This window comes from Streptomyces sp. NPDC033178 (assembly GCF_055577685.1).
Map to the genome: position 1 here is coordinate 229740 of NZ_JBVIPT010000011.1, position 16703 is coordinate 246442.

The 16703-nt window shown below is 71.6% G+C and carries 13 protein-coding genes; 6 read left to right on the forward strand and 7 right to left on the reverse strand.

All coding sequences use genetic code 11. The features are described from left to right. Positions 1–17: 17 nt before the first annotated feature. On the reverse strand, positions 18–2339 hold the full coding sequence (locus ACZ5VQ_RS27020; protein WP_469107139.1) for an MMPL family transporter: 2322 nt from the start codon (positions 2337–2339) through the stop codon (positions 18–20). Between ACZ5VQ_RS27020 and ACZ5VQ_RS27025 the strand changes: the two genes are divergently transcribed. After that, entirely contained in the window at positions 2324–3148 is an 825-nt protein-coding gene (locus ACZ5VQ_RS27025; protein ID WP_469107140.1) for an AfsR/SARP family transcriptional regulator, read from the forward strand. The genes ACZ5VQ_RS27020 and ACZ5VQ_RS27025 overlap by 16 nt on opposite strands. On the opposite strand, the gene ACZ5VQ_RS27030 is transcribed toward ACZ5VQ_RS27025, so the two are convergent. Beyond that, a complete protein-coding gene (locus ACZ5VQ_RS27030; RefSeq protein ID WP_469107141.1) occupies positions 3103–3837 on the reverse strand; it encodes a TetR/AcrR family transcriptional regulator in 735 nt (244 codons plus the stop codon). The genes ACZ5VQ_RS27025 and ACZ5VQ_RS27030 overlap by 46 nt on opposite strands. A 191-nt stretch (positions 3838–4028) precedes the next feature. Between ACZ5VQ_RS27030 and ACZ5VQ_RS27035 the strand changes: the two genes are divergently transcribed. After that, positions 4029–4484 (forward strand): nitroreductase family deazaflavin-dependent oxidoreductase, encoded by a 456-nt coding sequence (locus ACZ5VQ_RS27035; protein ID WP_469107142.1) that lies wholly within the window; start codon positions 4029–4031, stop codon positions 4482–4484. 66 nt (positions 4485–4550) lie between these two features. On the opposite strand, the gene ACZ5VQ_RS27040 is transcribed toward ACZ5VQ_RS27035, so the two are convergent. After that, positions 4551–5753 (reverse strand): geranylgeranyl reductase family protein, encoded by a 1203-nt coding sequence (locus ACZ5VQ_RS27040; RefSeq protein WP_362068572.1) that lies wholly within the window; start codon positions 5751–5753, stop codon positions 4551–4553. Positions 5754–5926: 173 nt separating this feature from the next. On the opposite strand from ACZ5VQ_RS27040, the gene ACZ5VQ_RS27045 reads away from it, so the two are divergent. Then, positions 5927–7282 carry a M20/M25/M40 family metallo-hydrolase gene (locus tag ACZ5VQ_RS27045; protein WP_469107143.1) on the forward strand — a complete coding sequence of 452 codons (1356 nt, stop codon included), beginning with the start codon at positions 5927–5929 and terminating at the stop codon, positions 7280–7282. Between the two features lie 132 nt (positions 7283–7414). Here ACZ5VQ_RS27045 and ACZ5VQ_RS27050 read toward each other — a convergent pair whose 3' ends face one another. After that, a complete protein-coding gene (locus tag ACZ5VQ_RS27050; protein ID WP_362068566.1) occupies positions 7415–8455 on the reverse strand; it encodes an NUDIX hydrolase in 1041 nt (346 codons plus the stop codon). Positions 8456–8610: 155 nt separating this feature from the next. Next, positions 8611–8808 (reverse strand): hypothetical protein, encoded by a 198-nt coding sequence (locus tag ACZ5VQ_RS27055; RefSeq protein ID WP_055613458.1) that lies wholly within the window; start codon positions 8806–8808, stop codon positions 8611–8613. Between the two features lie 362 nt (positions 8809–9170). Between ACZ5VQ_RS27055 and ACZ5VQ_RS27060 the strand changes: the two genes are divergently transcribed. After that, positions 9171–11249: an NPCBM/NEW2 domain-containing protein gene (locus ACZ5VQ_RS27060; protein WP_469107144.1), complete on the forward strand. Its 2079-nt coding sequence runs from the start codon at positions 9171–9173 to the stop codon at positions 11247–11249. Between the two features lie 179 nt (positions 11250–11428). Here the strand turns inward: ACZ5VQ_RS27060 and ACZ5VQ_RS27065 are convergent, their stop codons facing one another. Beyond that, positions 11429–12388 carry an ROK family protein gene (locus ACZ5VQ_RS27065; protein ID WP_469107145.1) on the reverse strand — a complete coding sequence of 320 codons (960 nt, stop codon included), beginning with the start codon at positions 12386–12388 and terminating at the stop codon, positions 11429–11431. A gap of 194 nt (positions 12389–12582) precedes the next feature. On the opposite strand from ACZ5VQ_RS27065, the gene ACZ5VQ_RS27070 reads away from it, so the two are divergent. Continuing rightward, positions 12583–13647 (forward strand): LacI family DNA-binding transcriptional regulator, encoded by a 1065-nt coding sequence (locus ACZ5VQ_RS27070; protein WP_055613455.1) that lies wholly within the window; start codon positions 12583–12585, stop codon positions 13645–13647. Between the two features lie 3 nt (positions 13648–13650). Further along, positions 13651–14463 carry a hypothetical protein gene (locus tag ACZ5VQ_RS27075; RefSeq protein ID WP_469107146.1) on the forward strand — a complete coding sequence of 271 codons (813 nt, stop codon included), beginning with the start codon at positions 13651–13653 and terminating at the stop codon, positions 14461–14463. Here the strand turns inward: ACZ5VQ_RS27075 and ACZ5VQ_RS27080 are convergent. Then, the gene (locus ACZ5VQ_RS27080) at positions 14409–16544 is read right to left on the reverse strand and encodes a serine/threonine-protein kinase (protein ID WP_469107147.1); all 2136 of its coding nucleotides are present in this window, start codon (positions 16542–16544) and stop codon (positions 14409–14411) included. The genes ACZ5VQ_RS27075 and ACZ5VQ_RS27080 overlap by 55 nt on opposite strands. Between the last annotated feature and the right edge of the window lie 159 nt (positions 16545–16703).

Consider the following 16703-nt stretch of genomic DNA (forward strand, 5'->3'; position numbering starts at 1 on the left):
TCAGCCGAGCGTGGTGATCACACGTACTCCCGGCGGAGTACCTGCTCCGGCTCGGGCTCGGTGGCCTCCCTGATCCGGAAGCGGCGCAGCGGCTTCGGCGCCCACCAGTTCGCGCGCCCCGCGAGCCGCATCGTCACCGGCAGCAGGACCACCCGGATGAGGGTCGCGTCGACCAGGATCGTCAGGGCCGTGCCGATGCCGAGCTCCTTCAGGAAGACGACGCCTCCGGTGGCGTACGACAGGAAGGACAGCGCGAGGATGCCGGCCGCCGCGGTGATCAGCGGGGCGCTGCGCCGGATGCCCTCGCCGACCGCGCGCTCGGTGTCGCCGGTGCGGTCGTGCTCCTCCTTGACGCGGGACAGCAGGAACACCTCGTAGTCCATCGAGAGGCCGTACGCCACGCAGAACATCAGCACCGGGATGCTCGGCTCGATGGAACCGGTCGGTGTGAAGCCGAGCACTCCGGAGAGGTTCCCGTCCTGGAAGACCCACACCAGGCAGCCGAACATCACGGCCAGGCTGAGCAGGTTGAGGACGGTCGCCTTCAGGGGGAGCAGCACGCTGCCGGTCATCAGGAAGAGGATCAGGTACGTCGCCCCGAGGACGAGCCCGGCGGCGAGCGGCAGCCGGTCGAGGAGCGTGGCGCGGAAGTCGGTGGTCTCGCCCGGGTAGCCGCCGACCAGTACGCCGTCGGGTGCGGGGACGTCACGGACACGTTCGACGAGCGCCGGCACGTCCCCGCGCATCGCTTCCTGAGTGGGCACCAGCGCCAGCCGTACGCGGCCGTCGGGTGCCGTGAGCCGGTCCTGGCCCGGCGCTCCCGTCCGCTGCCCGTCGCGGTAGGTGCCGGAGGGGGCGTCGACCTGGAACACGCCCGGGATCGAGGAGAGTTCGGCGGCGTAGGCGCGTGTGGCGGCCGTGGTTGTGGCACTGGTGGTCGTCGGCGTTTCCGTTAGCGGTTTCGCGAGAACTACCTGGATGGTGTCGGTCGGCTCCGCGGGGAACTCCTCGTGCACGATCTCGGAGGTGGTCCGCGAGGAGGTCCCTTCGGGGAGGGTCCGCTCGTCGGGAAGTCCGAAGCGCAGCCCCAGTAGGGGCGAGGCGGCGAGGAGCAGCACGGTGAGCACTCCGGCACCGGCGAGCAGCGGGCGGCGCATGGCCGCGAGTGCCGTGCGGTGCCAGAACCCGGACGTGCGGGCGGCGGGCCGTTCGACCCGGTGGCCCCAGCGGGCCAGGGCCGCGGGCAGGAAGACCACCGCTCCGGCCACCGCGGTCACCACGACGAGGACACCGGCGTACGCGAACGAGCTGAGGAAGAAGAACGGGAACACCAGCAGCGCGCACAGCGAAACCGCCACCGTCACTCCGCTGAACACCACCGTGCGCCCGGCGACCGCGGTGGCCCGCACGACGGCGTCGGGCCCCGGGCGTCCGGCCGCGCGTTCCTCGCGGTAGCGGCTGATCACGAACAGGCTGTAGTCGACGCCGAGTCCGAGGCCCAGGACGAGTGCGAGGTTCGCCGCGAACGTCGACACCTCGGTGAACTGCGCGATCGCGCGCAGCCCGGCGAGTGTGCCCAGCACGGACAGCAGACCGACCGCGACGGTCAACAGGGCGGCCGTCGTGCGCCGGTAGACCAGGACGAGGAGGAGCAGGACCGCGGGCAGCGCGAAGAGTTCGGCACGCAGGAAGTCGGTGCGCGCCTGTTCGCCGACCTGGCGTGAGATCTCCTCCTGACCACCCACCTGGACGGTGAGTTCGTCGGTCGTGCGCGTCAACCGCGGTGAGAGCGTGGCAAGTTGTTCGCGTGCTTCCGTGGCACTGCCTTCGAGGCGGACGAGGACGAGCGCGCGACGACCGTCGGTGCCACGCAGGGCACGGCTGTCGGCGTCCCAGTACGAGGTGACGTCGGTGACCAGGGGGAGCCGCTCCACCTCCTGGGCGAGCGCGCGGGCCGCCTCCCGCGTGCGGGCGCTGTCCACGTCACCGTCGCGGGCCGTGACGAGCAGCGCCAGGTTGGGGTTGCCGGTGCCGAACTCCTCGCGCAGTACGTCCCCCGCGCGCACCGACTCCGTGCCGGGCGAGCTCCAGCGCGCGAGGTCCAGGTCGTCCTGGGCGCCCGCCCCGTAGGCGGCGAGGCCGAGGAGAACGAGGAGTACGCCGATGAGGACGGCGCCGCTGCGCCGCACCGCCAGGCGGCCGAGCCGGGTGAGCATCGTGGTGTGGCCTTTCTCCGGGGATCCGTAACGGCCACGGTCGTCGGCGCCACTGACCGTCCGCTGGAAGATCCACTGGAACGCCGGTGCCGGGATACTCTCGACACATGGGCGAGGGGACACCGAAGGGCTTGCGCGAGAGCGGTTCGGCCGAGGGGACGCCCGACGGCCTGCGCTTCGAACTGCTCGGCCCGCTCAGGGCGTTGCGTGACGGAGTCGAGGTGCCGCTCGGCCCGCCGAAGCAGCGCGCCGTACTCGCCGTACTGCTCCTCCAGGAGGGGCGCTCCATCTCGTACGACGCCCTGGTCGAGGCCGTGTGGGGAGGCGCCCCGCCCCTGCATGTACGCAACCTCGTGCAGAAGTACGTCTCCGGACTGCGCCGAGCCCTGGGTGGCGCCGCGGAGTTGGCGTGGACGGGCAGCGGCTACCGGCTGACCGGCGCGGACGCCGACGACCTGCGCGAGCGGCGGCGGTGGGTGGACGAGGCGCTCGCGGCGCGCGACGCGGGTGAGCTGCGGCGAGCGGGTGAACTGGTCCAGCGCGCCGAGGAGTTGTGGCGCGGTGAGTTCGCGGAGGGCCTGCGGGCGCCCTACCTGGCGGCGGAACGGCTGCGCTGGGCCGAGAAGCGGCTCACGGTGCTGGAGGCCCGGCTGGCCGGCGAGATCGAACTCGGCAGGTCCTTCGAGTACGTCCATGAACTGGTCCGGCTCGTCGCCGCACACCCGCTGCGGGAACGGCTCGTGGAGCTCTTGATGCTCGCGCTGTACCGGACGGGGCGCTCCTCGGACGCGCTGACCGCCTACGAGGCCGCACGGCAGCGGCTCGCCGAGGCGCTGGGCGCGGACCCGGGGCCGCCGCTCCGGTCACTGCATGCGCGGATGCTCCGTCAGGATCCCACTCTGCTGCCCCGGCCGCCCGTGCCGGTGTCCTGAGGGAACACGAGGCCCACGCCATGACCGAGTTGGGCGACGGCGTGCCGGAAGAACGGCTCGCGGTCCTCCACGACTCGGTTGAACTGCCCGAACAACTCGAAGCCGACGAGTCCGTAGAGCTGCGCCCAGGCCGCGACGAGCGCGGTGACCACCGCGGGCGGCAGGTCCGGGGCCAGATCCTCGGCCAACCTCCGGGCCTCGGGGCCGAGTTCGGCGGGCAGCGCAGGAAGTGCCACCCCGGCGCCCTGGTGCGCGTCCCGGACGATGGCGATGAGCAGCAGCCCGACGCGGGACGCCGCCGGCACGGTGGTGGCGGGTGCGGTGTACCCGGGCACGGGCGATCCGTAGATCAGCGCGTATTCGTGCGGGTGCCCCAGCGCCCACGCGCGCACCGCCTCGCACACCGCGGTCCAACGGCGGATCGGTCCGGCGTCGGCCACCTTGGCGTGCGCCGCCTCGACGGCGGCGCCGAGCGAGTCGTAGGCGTCGATGATGAGCGCGGTCAGCAGGTCGTCGCGGCTGGGGAAGTAGCGGTACAGCGCGGAGGAGACCATGCCGAGCTCGCGGGCCACGGCCCGCAGGGAGAGCTTGGCCGCGCCGTCCTCGGCGAGCTGTCTGCGCGCCTCGTCCTTGATGGCCGCGGTGACCTCGATCCGGGCGCGGGCGCGGGCTCCTTTGGCGGTACTCATGCGCACCAGTGTTCCATATTTTGAGATCAGTGCACACAAACGAGAGCGGTGCACTCAACGGAGATCGGCGCACGCAGAAGAGAGCAGCGAACCATTACGAGAGCACTGCTCTTGCTTTGGATCACCGATCTCGTGCACACTGCTCTCAAGCGAGAGCAGTGCTCACACTTTCCGCTCAGGAGGAAGTCACCATGGCCACGTCCACGCACGTGAAGAAGCCCGGCTGGTTCACCGTGAACGTCCTCAACCGGACCATCGCCTGGATGACCCGCCGCGGCCTCAGCGTCTGGGGCTCCCGGGTCCTGGCCGTCCGCGGCCGCAAGAGCGGCGAGTGGCGCACCACCCCCGTCAACCTGCTGACCTTCGACGGCCGCCAGTACCTCGTCGCCCCGCGCGGCCACGTCCAGTGGACGCACAACATGAGGGTCGCGGGCGGCGGCGAGCTGCACCTCGGCAAGAAGGTGGACGCGTTCACCGCCGTGGAGGTCGCCGACGACGACAAGGTGCCGCTGCTGCGCGCCTACCTCAAGCGCTGGAAGGCCGAGGTCGGCGTGTTCTTCAACGGCGTCGGCCCGGACTCGTCCAACGAGGAGCTGCGGCGCATCGCCCCGGACCACCCGGTCTTCCGGATCACCGTCAAGGGCTGAGCCCGCCCCGGCCACTCGGCCACCCAGCCGACCGCCCAGCCCCTGAAACCCCTGGTTCCCCTCAGGTCACCGGTCGAGCGCGGTCAGGGCGCGCCCCGCCATCGGATGCGTACGCACGATCTCGCCCAGTGAGGTGGACCCGCGGGTGATGCCCGTGAACGCCTTCCAGGCGGGCCGGAAACCGGTGAGCGCGGCATGGAACATGCCGGGCCGCCGCTGGAAGAGCGTGAGCATGCGCTTGCCGACGCTCATCTCGACGCCGAGACCCGCCTTGATCGCGAAGGCGTAGTTCAGCGCCTGTCGTCGTGCGTCGACCGCGTCGTGCGCCTCCGCGATCCGCACCGCCCACTCCCCCGCGAGCCGCCCCGAGCGCAGCGCGAAGGAGATGCCCTCGCGGGTCCACGGCTCCAGGAGCCCCGCCGCGTCCCCGCACACCAGCACCCGCCCCCGCGACAGCGGCGAGTCGTCGGCGCGGCAGCGCGTCAGATGCCCGGACGAGATGCTCGGCTCGAAACCGGCGAGGCCGAGCCGGGCGATGAAGTCCTCCAAGTACCGCTTGGTGGCGGCGCCTTCGCCGCGCGCCGAGATCACACCGACGGTGAGCGTGTCGCCCTTGGGGAACACCCATCCGTAGCTGCCGGGAAGGGGGCCCCAGTCGAGGAGAACCCGTCCCTTCCAGTCCTCCGCGACCGTCTCCGGCACCGGAATCTCCGCCTCCAGGCCCAGGTCGACCTGGTCGAGCTTCACCCCGACGTGTGCTCCTATCCGGCTGGCGCTGCCGTCCGCGCCGACCACGGACCGGGCCAGCACCGTCTCGCCGTCCTGGAGGACGACGGCCACCGTGCGCCGGTCCGGGACGGCCGAGCCGTGCTGCTCCACGCGCGAGACCGTGACGCCCGTACGCAGTTCGGCGCCCGCCTTCTGGGCGTGCTCGACGAGCTGCTGGTCGAACTCGGGCCGGTTGATGAGCCCGAAGAGCATCTGCTTGGAGCGACGGGTGCGAGTGAACCTGCCGTCGAGCGAGAAGGTGACCGCGTGCACCCGGTCCTGGAACGGCAGCTCGAAGCCGGGCGGCAACGCGTCGCGCGTCGGTCCGATGATGCCGCCGCCGCACGTTTTGTAGCGAGGCAGCTCCGCTTTCTCCAGCAACAGGACGCGGCGCCCCGCGACCGCTGCCGCATAGGCGGCCGAGGCGCCCGCGGGCCCCGCGCCGACCACGACGACGTCCCACACCCGCTGTGCGTCGTCCGAAGAGTTCTCGCTGCTCACGATGGTCTGCTGCTCCGATCCAGCCGCCTGCCGCACCTACTCCACGCATCCTACGGCGACGACCGGCAAGGACCGCTGTGGGAGGATCTGCAGCGAATGCAGCGCGCACACCCGTATGCGCGCATCGCAGACGTACCCATCCTTACAACGTCGCACCCACGAGGAGCGTGCCCATGTCGTCGAATCCGGTCGCCGAGACCGTCGCCTCGTTGATGCCGAGGGCGAAGGCGGAGCTCACCGAGCTGGTGGCCTTCAAGTCGGTGGCGGACTTCGACCAGTTCCCCAGGAGCGAGAGCGAGGGCGCCGCGAACTGGGTGGCCGACGCACTGCGCGCCGAGGGCTTCCAGGACGTCGCGCTGCTCGACACCCCCGACGGCACACAGTCGGTGTACGGCAGCCTGCCGGGCCCCGCGGGCGCCAAGACCGTCCTCCTGTACGCGCACTACGACGTGCAGCCGCCGCTCGACGAGGCCGGCTGGGCGACACCGCCGTTCGAGCTGACGGAGCGGAACGGCCGCTGGTACGGGCGGGGAGCCGCCGACTGCAAGGGCGGCCTGCTCATGCACCTGCTGGCGCTGCGCGCACTCAAGGCCAACGGCGGGGTCCCGGTCAACGTCAAAGTGATCGTGGAGGGTTCGGAGGAGCAGGGCACGGGCGGCCTGGAGCGGTACGCCGAGGAGCACCCCGATCTGCTGGCCGCCGACACGATCGTCATCGGCGACGCGGGCAACTTCCGGGTCGGCGTCCCCACGGTGACGACCGCGCTGCGCGGCATGACACTCCTCCGCGTCCGGGTCGACACCCTCGAAGGCAACCTGCACTCCGGCCAGTTCGGCGGCGCGGCCCCCGACGCGCTGGGCGCGCTGATCCGCGTACTGGACTCACTGCGCGCCGAGGACGGCTCGACGACGGTCGACGGGCTCACGGGCACCTCGCGCTGGGACGGCCTGCAGTACGACGAGGCGCAGTTCCGCAAGGACGCGAAGGTGCTCGACGGTGTGGAGCTGATCGGTTCGGGGACGGTCGCCGACCGCATATGGGCGCGACCGGCCGTGACCGTGCTGGGCATCGACTGCCCGCCGGTGGTCGGCGCCACCCCGTCCGTGCAGGCGGGCGCCCGCGCGCTGGTCAGCCTGCGGGTACCGCCGGGCGTGGACACGGTCGAGGCGACCAAGCTGCTCCAGGCCCATCTGGAGGCGCACACCCCGTGGGGCGCGCGCGTGCAGCTCGAACAGATCGGCCAGGGCCAGCCGTTCCGCGCCGACACGACCAGTCCCGCGTACGCGGCGATGGCGCAGGCGATGAGCGACGCGTACGACGGGGCGGAGATGCAGTACGCCGGTCAGGGCGGCTCCATCCCGCTGTGCAACACCCTCGCGTCGCTCTATCCGCAGGCGGAGATCCTGCTCATCGGGCTGAGCGAGCCGGAGGCGCAGATCCACGCCGTGAACGAGAGCGTGTCGCCCGAGGAGCTGGAGCGGCTGTCCGTCGCGGAGGCGCTGTTCCTGCGCAACTACGCGGCGAACTGAGCGAGTTGGTCCGACGGGCGTGCCCCACACACGACACAACCGGGGCACGCCCTCATCCCTCGCACTCCCCTCGTCCTCGTACTCCCCTTCGTCCCTCGTTGCACCCACGTCCCCCGGCGGTCGCCGGGACGGCTACCCCTTGGGCACCCCGGCCTCCAGGTACAGGGCGGCTCCCCGCTCCCGTGCGCGCAGTGCCCAGCGCAGGCGCTCGTAGCGGACGGGCGGCAGCAGTCCGGCCGCCTCCTCCTCGGTGACGAAGCGCCAGGCGCGCAGTTCGGGGCCCGGCAGCAGCATCCGCCGGGCCTCGTCGCTGTCGAGCCGGCCGCCGTCGTAGAGGAGGCGAAGGCCGCCGTAGGCGGGTGGTACCGGTGGCTCCCAGTCGACGACCAACAGGCTGGGTACGTCGACGAGTTGGATGCCCGTCTCCTCGGCGACCTCACGGACGCCCGCGCGCGCGGGTGCCTCGCCGGACTCGACGACGCCGCCCGGGAACTCCCAGCCGGCCTTGTAGGTCGGATCGACGAGCAGCACCCGGTCCTGCTCGTCGAAGAGGAGTACCCCCGCGGCGACGGTCTCCGAGGTGGGCTCGGGGGTCTGCACGATGTCGCAGACGGGGACGGTTCCGCTGCTCACGGCCCCGGCGATGCGCACGGCGGCCTCGTAGGGGGTGAGCGCGCTGGTGTCGACCGGGTGGGCGTCGGCGGTGAGCCAGCCGGCCAGCGCGGCGTGGTACGGCTCGATGTGGTCGTACGACCACTGCCGCACCCGTATCTCCCCGTCGGGGAGGTCCGGCGGGACCTCCCGGTCGGCTATTCGCTCGCGCAGGATCGTTTCCGCCGGGGCGAGAAGCACATGGCGCACCGCGATCCTGCGGGATGCGAGTCCGCCGAAGATCTCGTCGCGGTAGTCCTGGCGGAGCAGCGTCATGGGGACCACGAGTACGCCCCCGAGTTCGGCGAGCATCGCGGCCGCGGTGTCGACCACGAGCCGTCGCCAGATCGGCAGGTCCTGGAAGTCGCCGACCTCGGCGAGGCGCTTGGCGGGCAGGAGCTGCGTCAGCCCGGCGCCGATGAGCTCGGGGTCGAAGAGTGTGCTGTTCGGGATCAGGTCGATCAGTTCCCGTGCGGTGGTGGTCTTCCCCGCACCGAACGCACCGTTGATCCAAACGATCACGGTTCCCCCTCTGCTGTTGGCCCCCTGAGGCTTGCCCGCTCCACCCTGCCACGGAAACCAGGCCCTGAAGAGGTCGCGTTCGACGGGCCGGACGCATGCGAAAGCCCGGCCCTCGACGGGCCGGGCTGATGGTCGGGACGGTCCTGACTCGTGGGTCAGCCCCGCTGCTCCTCGGGCTTGTCGTCCGTGGCCAGACTGCCGTCGCTGATCGTCTGGTCGAGGCTGCTGAGCGTGTTCTGTACGTCGAGGCTGCCGAGGGCGTCGCCGCCCTCCGCGGAGTGGGACGGCGTGACGGCCGCGACCACGAATCCGGCGGCGAGGGAGGCGATGGCGAGCATGCTGCGCTTCTTCATGCCCGGTTCAACTGCCGACCGGCCCATGGGTCACGGTCGGCCTTTCCTCCGTCCCACGGCACAGCCGCGCCACGCAGGAGGTCTCGCCGGGACATCCGATGTCCCGTCGCGCTTTCGAGGACCACAAGCCCCTTCAACCATAACGGGGCCGCGTCCCTCTTTCCCCGTCCGCAATTCAACACAACCGCACGCGGGGCTTGAATCCCGCTCCCTAGTAGGTGCATCGTCTAGGGTTTTGACGGGATATCGAACAAACGTTACCGCACCTCTTCCACCACAGTGCGACAGGTCCTACCGTAAACGCGCACGGATGACGCGGACATGAAGACATCCAACCTTTCGCGAGTACGGAGGACGTAACGATGCGTCACTTTCTCACCCGCACGACTCGCCGAAGAGTGGTCGGAGCACTCACCGCAGGGCTGCTCGGCACCTTGGGGCTGACCGGGCCGGCCCCGGCAGCCAACGCCGGAACACCGACCGGAACACCGACCGGAGCACCGGCCGGGACTCCGGCGGCACCGGCCGCAGCCGCCCCGGACGACGGTCTCGCCCTCACCCCGCCCATGGGCTTCAACAACTGGAACTCCACGCACTGCCGTGCGGAGTTCAACGAGGAGATGGTCAAGGGGATCGCGGACATCTTCGTGGCCAAGGGGCTCAAGGAGGCCGGGTACGAGTACGTCAACCTGGACGACTGCTGGGCGCTGCCCGCCCGTGACGCGAACGGCAAACTGGTGCCCGACCCGGTCCGCTTCCCCGGCGGGATCAAGGCGGTCGCGGACTACGTGCACGCCAAGGGGCTCAAGCTCGGCATCTACACCAGCGCGGGCACCAAGACGTGCAACGACGCGGGTTTCCCGGGTGCGCTCGGCCACGAGTACAGCGACGCCCAGCAGTTCGCGGACTGGGGTGTCGACTACCTGAAGTACGACAACTGCAACAACCAGGGTGTGGACGCCAAGCAGCGCTACACGACGATGCGTGACGCCCTGAAGGCCGCCTCCGAGACAACCGGCCGTCCCATCGTCTACAGCATCTGCGAGTGGGGCGAGAACAAGCCCTGGGAGTGGGCGGCCGACGTCGGCCAACTGTGGCGTACCACCGGGGACATCAGCGACAACTGGGGCTCGATGCTCTCGATCATGAAGCAGAACCTGCCCCTCACGCAGTACGCAGGTCCCGGGCGCTGGAACGACCCCGACATGCTGGAGGTCGGCAACGGCGGCATGACGGACACGGAGTACCGCACGCACTTCTCGATGTGGTCGATCATGGCCGCGCCGCTGCTCATCGGCTCGGACCTGCGGTCCGTCCCCGAGGAGACCTTCGACATCCTCGGCAACAGGGAGGTCATCGCGGTCGACCAGGACCCGCTCGGCAAGCAGGGCGCGGTGCTCTCCTCCGAGGGCGGTCGCTGGGTCGTCGCCAAGGAGATGAAGGACGGCAGCCGCGCGGTCGCCCTCTTCAACGAGACCGGCAGCGCCCAGCGCATCGCCACGACCGTGAAAGCCGTCGGACTGCCCGAGGCGGACGCCTACACGCTGCGCGACCTGTGGCAGCACAAGAGCTACAACACGGCGGGCGCGATCTCGGCGACCGTCCCGGCACACGGCACGGTCCTCGTACGCGTGTCGACGGACGGCCGCTGGGCCAAGAACCCACCCGCCGTCGAACTCGGCCTGGACGGCAGCACGTTGATCGAGGCGGGAAAGGCGACCGCGCTGTCGACCTCGGTGACCGACCTGGGCCGCACGCCCGCGAAGCGCGTCTCCGTCTCACTGACCGGCCCCGAGGGCTGGAAGGTGAAGGCCAAGTCGCCGACCACGACGGGTTCCCTCCCGACCGGCAGGGCGCTGCGCACCAAGTGGACGGTGACCGCGCCCGACGGCACGCCCACGGGGTCGTACGAGCTGAAGCTGAAGGCCACTTACCGCTCGCCGAACGGGGTGCGGGCCGAGAGCGTGCTGCCGCTGACGGCGTCCGTCGTGGTGGCCCCGCCCTCCGGCGCGTCGAACCTCGGTGACCTCCCCTGGCTCTCGACGACCAACGGCTGGGGGCCCGTCGAGCGCAACACCAGCAACGGCGAGAGCGACGCGGGCGACGGCACCCCGATCACGATCAATGGCGTCGTGTACGCCACGGGGCTCGGCGTCCATGCGGAGAGCACCGTCGAGTACTACACGGGCAAGGCCTGCGAGACCGTGACCGCGAAGGTCGGCGTGGACGACGAGGAGGGCACCGACGGGTCGGTCGCCTTCGAGATCTGGGCCGACGGCACGAAGGTGGCCTCGACCGGCGTCCTCACCAACGCCCAGGCGGCACAGGCCCTTTCGGCCGACGTGAGCGGCGCCCAGGTGATCCGCCTGGTCGTCACGGACGGCGGAGACGGAATCACCTCGGACCACGGCGACTGGGCAGACACCCGACTCACCTGCTGACAGCAGCTGTCCAGTAGGGCTCGACCAAGCAGCTTCCCGCGCCCCGGAGAGCCTTCTTTCGGGGGCGCGGGGAACCGCGCAACCTTTCAGGGGCGCGGGGAACTGTGCGACAAGTCCCCACCGGCCCGCACATCCCAACGCTCGGATCGAAATACAGCCACCCAAGTGACAGGGGTGGCTCAGCCGCCGACCACCGCGGTGGTAGCGCTCGGCTGCCGGCTGAGCGCGGCCGCCGCCGCACCGACAAGCCCGGCATCCGTCCCCATCTGCGCCGGCGTCACGGTGAGCCGCTGCACGAACGACAACGTGGCGTAGTCGCGCAACGCGGCACGCAGCGGCGTGAACAGGACGTCACCCGCCTTCCCCACTCCCCCGCCGATCACCGCGATGTCGATCTCCACCAGCGTCGCGGTCGCCGCGATGCCGGCGGCCAGGGCCTGGGCGGCACGCTCGAAGGACGCCACCGCGACCGGGTCACCGGCACGGGCGGAGGCGGCCACCGCGGCTGCGGAGGTGTCGCCCTCGGCCCCGGGCTGCCAGCCGCCCTCGATGGCGCGGCGCGCGATGTTCGGGCCGCTCGCGATGCGCTCGACACAGCCGCGGGACCCGCACGGGCAGAGGTCGCCGTCGAGCTCCACGCTGATGTGGCCGATGTGACCGGCGTTGCCGGTGGGTCCGGGGTGGAGCTGTCCGCCCAGGACGAGGCCGCCTCCGACGCCTGTCGAGACGACCATGCAGAGCGCGTTGTCGTGTCCGCGGGCCGCGCCCTGCCAGTGCTCGGCCGCGGTGATCGCCACGCCGTCGCCGATCAGCTCGACGGGCAGCCCGGCCGTGGCCGCCTGGACCCGCTCGACCAGGGGGTAGTCACGCCAGCCGGGGACGTTCACGGGGCTCACGGTGCCCGCGGAGGCGTCCACCGGGCCCGCGCTGCCGATGCCGATGGCCGTGGCACGGCTCCACAGGGGCGAGACGGTCAGTTCGCCGAGCACGGCGTGGACGGCCGCCATGACGGTCTCGCCGCCCTCCTGCGCGGGCGTCGGCCGCTGGGCGCGCAGCAGGATCCGGCCGTGGCCGTCCACCAGCGCTCCGGCGATCTTGGTGCCGCCGATGTCGAGCGCGGCCACGAGGTCGGTGTGCATCAGTGTCTGATCTCCCGTTTGGATCCCATTTGGACCATGAGAAAAGGGCAGGCCGGTCTCGCAGTGAGGAAGGGTAGGCCGGAGATTGCGATGGACAGTCTCTCCCGCATCTGACAACGTTGTCCAGGCTCTATGCTCGACGCCACACCCCGATCTGGCGACCAACCGAGCATCCTCAGGACCGACGCAGCCCCATGGACTACAGGACAGGACAGCGCATCGTGGCCGAGACCGCCCGCCGAACCGAGAGCCGCTACGGCAACCGTCCCACGATGAAGGACGTCGCGGCGCGTGCCGGGGTCGGTCTGAAGACCGTATCGCGTGTAGTCAACGGCGAGCCAGGAGTCACCCCTGACACCGAGCGCCGGGTACAGGAGGCGATCGACGCGCTGGGCTTCCGGCGCAACGACAGCGCGCGAGTGCTCCGCAAGGGACGTACGGCGAGCATCGGTCTCGTACTGGAGGATCTGGCGGACCCGTTCTACGGCCCGCTGAGCCGGGCGGTGGAGGAAGTGGCCCGCGCCCATGGCGCCCTGTTGATCAACGGCTCCAGCGCCGAGGACCCGGACCGCGAGCAGGAGCTGGTCCTCGCGCTGTGCGCGCGCCGCGTGGACGGGCTCGTGATCATCCCGGCCGGGGACGACCACCGCTATCTGGAGCCCGAGATAAAGGCGGGTGTCGCCACGGTCTTCGTGGACCGCCCCGCCGGACAGATCGACGCGGACGTCGTCCTCTCCGACAGCTTCGGCGGTGCGCGCGACGGCGTCGCCCACCTCATCGCGCACGGCCACCGCCGGATCGGGTTCATCGGTGACATGCCGCGCATCCACACCTCCGCCGAGCGTCTGCGCGGCTATCGCGCCGCCATGGAGGACGCCGGCATTCCGGTGGAGGACGCCTGGATGTCCCTGGGCGTCACCGACCCGCAGCGGGTGCGCAAGGCTGCCGAGGACATGCTCTCCGGCCCCTCCCCCGTCACCGCGATCTTCGCGGGCAACAACCGTGTGACGGTCACGGCCGTACGTGTCATCGCCGAGGGCTCCCGCCCCGTGGCCCTGGTCGGCTTCGACGACATCGAACTCGCCGACCTCCTCCAGCCCGGGGTCACCGTCGTCGCCCAGGACGCCGCGCAGCTCGGCCGCACCGCCGCGGAGCGCCTCTTCCGTCAGCTCGACGGTTCGCTCGTCCTGCCCGAACGCATCGAACTCCCGACGCGTCTGATCACCCGCGGCTCGGGCGAACTGCCGCCCTCGGACTGACACATGACGGCCCGAGACCCGTATGCCGACCGCACGCTGGAAGCGCTCGGTCTCGCTGAGGCGCCGCGCGACCGTCCGCTGGCCTATCCGGGCGCCTGGCCCGGGGAATCGGGACTCCTGGACGGGGACCGGCTGTTGCCCCTGACCCGCCACACGTTCCCGGACCGCGTCCCGGTCCTCGCGGTCGGCTCCAACGCCTGCCCCGCGCAACTCCGGCACAAGATGCGGGAGTACGAGCTGTCGTCCCCGGTCCCGCTGGTGAAGGCGCGGGTCACGGGGTTGGAGGTGGGCGTCTCGGCCCACGTCAGCGCGATGGGGTACGTGTCCGCGTCGCCCTTTCGCGCGCCCGGGCACACCCGCGAGCTGTTCCTCACCTGGCTGGACCCGGCGCAGCTCGCGGCGGTCGACACGAGCGAGGGCGTCACGGCACCGGCGGGGGCGTACGACCGTGTGTCGCTGCCCGCCGCCGACGTCCGGGTCGAGCTGGAGTCGGGCGCCACACTCGACGGCGCCCACCTCTACGTCAACCGGCGCGGAGTCCTCCACGACGGTACGGGGACACCGCTGAGGCATCCCGGCGAGCGGCCGCTGCTCACCGGGCTCCTTGCCCGGTCAACGCGGTTGCGGGACCTGTTCGGCGCCACGCCCGAGGAGTTCTGCGCCCGGGCGCGCGGCGATCTGCGGCTCTGCACCGCGGGCACCCGGCTGTTCGCGGAGGAGGGGTGGACGACGGCCTCCGGACTGGAGAAGTACCTGCCCGGTCAGCAGACCGGCAGCCCCGGAACCGGCGCGTCGTTGTCGCCGCCCTTGATGTAGACGTCGCTGACGAAGACGTTCGTGTTGCCGCTGTCGTCGTCGGTCTTCGCCCACCAGACGTTCGTCCACTCGCCGTAGGTCTCCCGGCGGCCGAGGTTCTGCTGGCAGTAGAAGTAGTTGGTGCCCGCGTTGAGGGTGCCCGCCTCGGCGCCGGCCGCGGTGTAGGACGTGGACGTCTTCCAGACCTCGCAGTTGTACTTGCCGCCGCCGATGGCGTGGCAGACCGGGGCGGGGCCGGGCTCTTCGCCTCCCCCGGTCGTGCCGCCGTCCGAACCGCCGCCCGTGGTACCGCCCTCGCTGGGCCTGGGCGAGGCGGCCGGTGCCTTGTCCGTGGGCTCGGCGTCCTTGGTGCGCTCCGGCTTCTCGCTCGGCTTCGCGGACTCCTTCTTGTCGCCCTGTTCCGTGGGCTTCGTGTCGTCCGACAGGTCGATCGAGCCGCGGCTCGCGCCCTCGGACGGGGTGGCGCCGCCGCCCTGAGAGGCCCTGGGCCCGGCGGTGGGCCCCGACTCGTCGGAGCCGTTCATGAGGGCGACGGTGACGCCGGTCGCGGCCAGCACGACGGTGACCGCGGCGGCGGCGAGAAGGACCCGGCCCTTGCGGCGCCGGGGAGCGGACGGGACGGCGGGCTGCGTCATCGACTCGGGCGGCCCGAAGCCCGGTCCGGTCGTCGGGGGCGGTGTGGAGGAACCCGCGGCGGAGGGCATGCCGTGGCCGCCTGCCTGCTGGGCACCGGGCGTTGTCGGGCCGGCGTCCGGGAATCCTGGCCCGGACCCGCTCCCCGCGGAGACGGAGGCCGATGCCGAGGCAGCTGTCGAGGCGCCCGTCCCGTCCGGCGCCGGACTTGCGGTCCCCTGCCAGCCTCCCCCAGGGGACACGGGCCCGGACCCGCCGACGCCCGCTGCGCCGAATGCGGCTGCTCCTGTACCTGTACCTGTACCCGAACCATCAGCACCGGCCCCGCCCGGTTCCGGGGTGCCGAAGCCTGCCTGACCCGTCGCCGGAACGCCGGGCGCCGGGCCACCGAAGGAGCCGGCGTCCGCCCTGTCCTCGCCCGCGGGCCCGAAGCCCGCGCCGCCCGACGCCGGTGGGCCGAAGCCCGGCGGCACCGCCGGCACGCTCCGCTCGGTCGACTCGCGCGGCCGGGCCGCGGGCGGGCGCAGGCCCCTCGTCGCCGAGTCCGGGCCGGTGGTGGCGTCCGCCACCGCCTGCAGCAGCCGGCTCGCCTCGTCGGCGTCCGGGCGGGACTCCGGCTGCTTGTGCATCAGTTGCTGCAGAACCGGGCCGAGCGGTCCGGCGCGCTGCGGCTCCGGCAGCGGTTCGACCACGATCGCCGTGAGGGTGGACCAGGTCGACGTACGCCGGAACGGCGAGGCTCCCTCGACGGCCGCGTACAGCGTGGCGCCCAGGGCCCAGATGTCGGAGGCGGGGCCCGGTTCGTGGCCCTGGGCCCGCTCGGGTGCCAAGTAGTCCAGGGAGCCGACCAGTTCGCCGCTGCGGGTGAGATGGGTGGCGGAGCCGTCGCCCGGGTCGTCCATCGTGGCGATGCCGAAGTCGGTGAGGACGACCCGGCCGGAGCGGTCGAGCAGGATGTTGCCGGGCTTCACGTCACGGTGGAGCACCCCGACGCGGTGGGCCGCGGAGAGCGCGTCCATGACCTTCGCGCCGATCCCGGCCGCCTCGCGTGCGTCGAGGGTGCCGCGCTCGCGCAGGACGTCGTCCAGGGACGGCCCGTCCACCAGCTCCATGACGATCAGCGGCCGGCCGTCGACCTCCGCCACGTCGTGCACGGCGACCACTCCGGGGTGGCGCACGCGGGCCGCCGCGCGCGCCTCGCGCTGCATGCGCAGCCCCAGGTCGGCCAGTTCGGGCTCGCCCGCGTCCGAGTACGTACGCAGTTCCTTGACCGCGACCTCGCGGCCCAGGACCTCGTCGAGCGCCCGCCAGACGACGCCCATTCCGCCGCGGCCCAGTTGGGCGACGACGCGGTAGCGTCCGACGAGGAGCCGGCCGATCCCGTCGGGCTGGTCGGGCCCGTCCGGACGGTCCTTCTCCCCTGGTTGCTGGTTTTCCCCCGAAGACACCGCTGCCCCGTTCCTGAGTCACACCAATGAGTGGCGCCCAGAGTACGGGGCAGAAGTGACAGCCGGTGCGGGGGCGCTGTCGCTGTGACTTGGTCGGTACGCGCGGGGTACCACTGGCGTGCGGGGGCTACCGGTCGTCGTAGTGCCGCGGGCCGTCTG